The following is a 3,942-nucleotide window of genomic DNA, read 5'->3' as shown; positions in this document are numbered from 1 at the left end:
CAACGAGATCCAGACCTCGGTACTGCTGGTCTCGTCGCGCGCAACCACCATCGGCCCGATGATCATCTTCCTCGAAGAGGCCGGCTCCTCGACGCTGGCCGCCGCGGTGGGCTGCCTGATGGTGCTGCTGGTGCTGATCCTGATGGGGCTGAGCCTGCTCGCAGGCCGCCGCCTGCCCGACGGGGTGCTACCATGGCGCGACTGACCGCCCTGAGCGGGCTCGGCCACAAGAGCGCCGCGCTCTTCCTGCTCGAGATCCGGGGCCGCCGCCTGCTGCTCGACATGGGCGACGGGCTCGAGACCGGCGAGCGCCCCGACCTTTCGGGCGCCGGGCGCATCGACGCGGTGCTGCTGAGCCATGCCCATGTCGACCACGCGGGCGGGCTCGACCGGCTGGACGAGATCGGCAACCCGCCGGTCTTCGCCAGCGCCGAGACGCTGCGCCAGCTTGGGCGGGGCGAGGCCCATACGCTGCCCGAACAGGGCGACGCCGAGGTGCTGGGCGTGCCGCTCCGCACCGGCCGCGCCGGCCACGCGCCGGGCGGCATCTGGATGCGCTTCGACACCGAGGCCGGAGGCGTTCTCTACACCGGCGACTTCAGCACCGAGGCGCCGCTGCTGACCTGCGATCCCTTCCCGCCGACCGCCACCGTGCTGGCAGATGCCTCCTATGGCGACCGAGAGGACGGGCTTCGCGACCAGATCGCCGCCATCGCCGGGTTCGCCAGAGGTGGTGCGGTGCTGCCCTGCCCGGCGGACGGACGCGGGCCCGACATGGTGGCGGCGCTGAGCGCCATGGGCCTCGACGTCGCTGCCTGCGCCATCGTCGCGGCGGAGACCCGGCGCCTCACCGGCAGCGCACCGCGCGTGGTCACCGCCACCACCGCCCGCCCCGCGGACGTGATCGTGGCGGCGGGCCCCAACGCCGAGCACGGCCTGCCCGCCGCACTGCGCGCGCGGCAGGGCTTCCGCTTCGCCTTCTCGGGCCACGTGCCGCGCACCAGCCCGGCCCATGCCATGATCGCCGAGGGCCGCGCGGTCTGGATGGGATGGAACGTGCACCCGCGCCTTCCGGACCTCGTGACGCTGGCGGACACGACCCAGGCGCTCCGGGTGCTGCCCGCCTTCCTCGACCTTGCCACCGCGCCCCGGCTGGCGGCGGCGCTGGGTCCGCGCCTCTGCCGCGACACCACACTGGAGGTCTGACCATGACCCAGCGCCACCACCTGCCCGCCGCCGCCCCCGAGCACGAGTCGCGCGAGGACGCCCGCCCGCTGCTCTTCCCGGTGATCGACGCACCCGGCCCGGGGCTCGACCGGCTCTGGCTCGGCAACCTGCCCGCCGCCGAGGACGCCGCGGCACTGCACGAGGCCGGCATCTCCGCCTCGCTCAACCTCGCCATGAACCTCTTCCCCGGCCCGCTCGAGCTGCCGGACCGCACGCTGCTGCGCCGCTACCAGATCGGGCTTCTCGACGGGCCGGGTAACGCGCCGCAATCGCTTGCTGCGGCGGTGCTGCTCGTCGACGGGCTGGCCTCAGGCTACACCGCCGGCAAGCCGCACTACCCGCCGCACCGCCCCGGCGGGCTCTTGGTGCATTGCCGCGGCGGGCGCTCGCGCTCTGTCGCCGTGCTGGCGCTCTGGCTGCACCTGCGGCGGCGCGAGCTGTTCCCGACGCTCGACGCCGCGCTCGACCACATGCGCGCGCTCCGGGGCCAGGACGACAGCTATCCGCTGCCGCCGATGATCGCGCTCTCCCGCGAGGTGCTCGCCCGGGGGCTCTGCGGGTGAGCGGCGAAAAGCCCGCGGGCCGCTTCGTCTCGGCCGCGGACGTGGCGCGGCGCGCGGGCGTCTCGCGCTCGGCGGTGTCGCGGGCGTTCACTCCCGGCGCACAGGTCTCGGAGACCGCCCGCAGCCGCATCCTCGAGGCCGCGGACGAGCTCGGCTACCGGGTCAACCGGCTGGCCCGCACCCTGCATCAGGCGCGCTCGGACCTCGTGGGCATCGTCGGCGGCAACCTCGGCAACCCCTATATCTCGGCCCAGCTCGAGGCGCTGAGCGCCGGGCTCCAGAGCCGCGGCCTGCAATGCCTGCTGATGAACAGCGCGCAGGGCAGCGCCGGCGATCTGGCGCGGCTGCTCGACTACCGGGTGCGCACGGTGGTGCTGCTGTCGGGCGCGGCACCGGACGATCTGATCCGGCTCTGCACCCGCAACGGCGCGCGCATGGTGCTGATCAACCGTCCCGCCCCGCCCGAGGGCTCGCGCGCCGACCTGATCCTCGCCGACAGCACCGAGGGCGGGCGCCTCGCGGCGCGGCGCCTGCTCGCGGCGGGCTGCCGGCGCGTGGCAGTGGTGATCTCGGGCTCGCGCACCAGCGCCAAGCTCGAACGCGCCCGGGCCTTCTGCGCCCAGATCGAGGGGGCGGGCCTCCCCGTCACCCGCTGGGCCGAGGGCGCGAACAGCTACGACACAGGCTGCGAGGCCGCCCGTGCGCTGCTGGCAGAGCCGGGCATCGACGGCATCTTCGGCGTCACCGACGAGATTGCGCTCGGCGTGCTCAACACGGCGCGGTTCGAGCTCGGGCGCTTGGTGCCGGGCGAGCTCTCGGTCATCGGCTTCGACGACGCGCCGGTGTCGGACTGGGCGTCGCACGGGCTCACCACCATCCGCCAGTCGCTGAGCGCCCTCACCCGCGCCACGCTCGAGGCCATCGAGCGCCCCGCCGACGCGGCCCCCACCCGCGCGCGCATCCCGGTCACACTGATCGAGCGCAGCAGCGTGGCCTGAGCCGCGCTTGGGCCGCACTCAGACAGTCGCCCCGACGCCGGAACGACGGATCCTCCCCCCATTGCACCCGTACCAAGGCTAGGGCAGCCTCGGCCGGGCAACCGAAGACACAGGAGCAAACCCGCCATGGCGACGATCTTCGAAGGCGCAGAGGTGATCCTGCCCGACACCGTGGCGCGGGTCTCGGTGCGGGTCGAGGACGGCCGGATCACCGGCATCGACTGCGCCGCCGACGGCGCCCGCCGCATCGACGCCCGCGGTCTGGTGCTGGCGCCTGCGCTGGTCGACATCCACGGCGACGCCTTCGAGCGCCAGCTCATGCCGCGCCCGGGCGTGTTCTTTCCGCTCGACCTGGCGCTGCTCGAGACCGACCGCCAGCTCGCGGCGAACGGCATCGCCACCGCCTACCATGCGCTGACCCTCTCGTGGGAGCCGGGACTTCGCTCGGTCGCGCAGGGCGAGCGGGTGCTCGACCGGCTGGCGGTGCTGGCACCGCGCCTTGCCGCCGAGAACCGGTTGCAGCTGCGGTGGGAGACCTTCTGCTTCGAGGCCCGGCCGCTCATCGAACGGGCGCTCGGAGCGGCGCAGACGCCGTCGCTCGCGTTCAACGACCACACCTCGATGGCGATGCTGGCACCCGGCCTGCCGCTGCAGACGCGGCCCTTCGACCTTGCGCCCGACTACCCGGTCGTCGATCTCGCGCAAATGGCGACCGCCTCGAAATTCGCCAAGCGCGCGGCGCGCTCCGGGCTCGAGACAGGCGACTACCTGCGCCTGCTGGCCGAGGTCTGGGAGCGTCGCCCGCAGGTGGGCGCCGCCATCGCCCGGATGGGCGACTGCGCACGCGGCCACGGCGCCCGGATCAGCGAGTTCCCGATGAACGAGACGGTGGCGCAGGCGGCGCGCGAGGCCGGCGACTGGATCGTCTTCGGCGCGCCCAATGTCACACGAGGCGGCAGCCACATCGGCTCGCCCTCCGCCGCCGAGATGGTCTCGCGCGGGCTCTGCGACATCCTTGCGTCGGATTACTACTACCCCGCCATGCTGGGTGCCGTGGCGCAGCTTCGGGCCGAGGACCGGGCGCCGCTGCACGCGCTCTGGCAGCTGGTGAGCCGCAACCCGGCGCGGGCGAGCGGGCTTGCGGACCGGGGCGA

At 73.9% G+C, this 3,942-nt stretch carries 4 protein-coding genes and 1 pseudogene; all 5 read left to right on the top strand.

The features are described 5' to 3' along the window. Positions 1–205: pseudogene (locus HC022_RS20725) on the top strand (iron ABC transporter permease); the annotation flags it as partial. Next, positions 193–1,206, top strand: a complete 1,014-nt coding sequence (locus tag HC022_RS20720) for an MBL fold metallo-hydrolase (RefSeq protein WP_167453680.1) — start codon at positions 193–195, stop codon at positions 1,204–1,206. The pseudogene HC022_RS20725 and the gene HC022_RS20720, both read left to right, overlap by 13 nt. Positions 1,207–1,208: 2 nt before the next feature. Next, entirely contained in the window at positions 1,209–1,790 is a 582-nt protein-coding gene (locus HC022_RS20715; RefSeq protein WP_167453679.1) for a dual specificity protein phosphatase, read from the top strand. Then, complete coding sequence (locus HC022_RS20710; protein ID WP_217704074.1) at positions 1,787–2,788, top strand: substrate-binding domain-containing protein; 1,002 nt, start codon at positions 1,787–1,789, stop codon at positions 2,786–2,788. Before HC022_RS20715 ends, HC022_RS20710 begins: the two co-directional genes overlap by 4 nt. A gap of 126 nt (positions 2,789–2,914) precedes the next feature. Beyond that, positions 2,915–3,942, top strand: a 1,028-nt coding sequence (locus HC022_RS20705; protein WP_167453678.1) for an alpha-D-ribose 1-methylphosphonate 5-triphosphate diphosphatase, incomplete at its 3' end; no start/stop codon positions are given.

It is taken from the genome of Salipiger sp. HF18 (genome assembly GCF_011806505.1).
In the GTDB taxonomy this organism is placed as follows: domain Bacteria; phylum Pseudomonadota; class Alphaproteobacteria; order Rhodobacterales; family Rhodobacteraceae; genus Salipiger; species Salipiger thiooxidans.
This window is presented reverse-complemented; position numbering and strand designations above follow the sequence as displayed.